We start from the raw sequence: 254 nt of genomic DNA, 5'->3' as shown, positions 1-254 counted from the left end.
CCTCAAGGAGCACGCCGACGTGGTGGAGGCCGTGCTCAAGGGCACGGTGAAGACCAACGAGTGGATCAACGCCAACCCGGACAAGGCCAAGGCCTCCGCCAACGCCAAGCTCGCGGCGGACAGCGGCAAGCCGCTCGACGCCGAGGTCATCGACCCGGCGTGGCAGTCCATCCTCGTCACCGACGACCCGCTCGCGAGCACGCTGAAGACGGAGTCCGACTGGGCGGTCAAGGCCAAGCTCATCGAGCAGCCCG

1 pseudogene is annotated in these 254 nt (G+C 68.1%); it reads left to right on the top strand.

The features are described from left to right. A pseudogene (locus ACEPPI_RS40965) lies at window positions 1-254 on the top strand (sulfate ABC transporter substrate-binding protein); the annotation flags it as partial.

It is taken from the genome of Streptomyces sp. AB3(2024) (genome assembly GCF_041862025.1).
In the GTDB taxonomy this organism is placed as follows: domain Bacteria; phylum Actinomycetota; class Actinomycetes; order Streptomycetales; family Streptomycetaceae; genus Streptomyces.
Note: the sequence above shows the minus strand (reverse complement) of the source record. Positions and strands in the feature narration are given on the sequence as shown.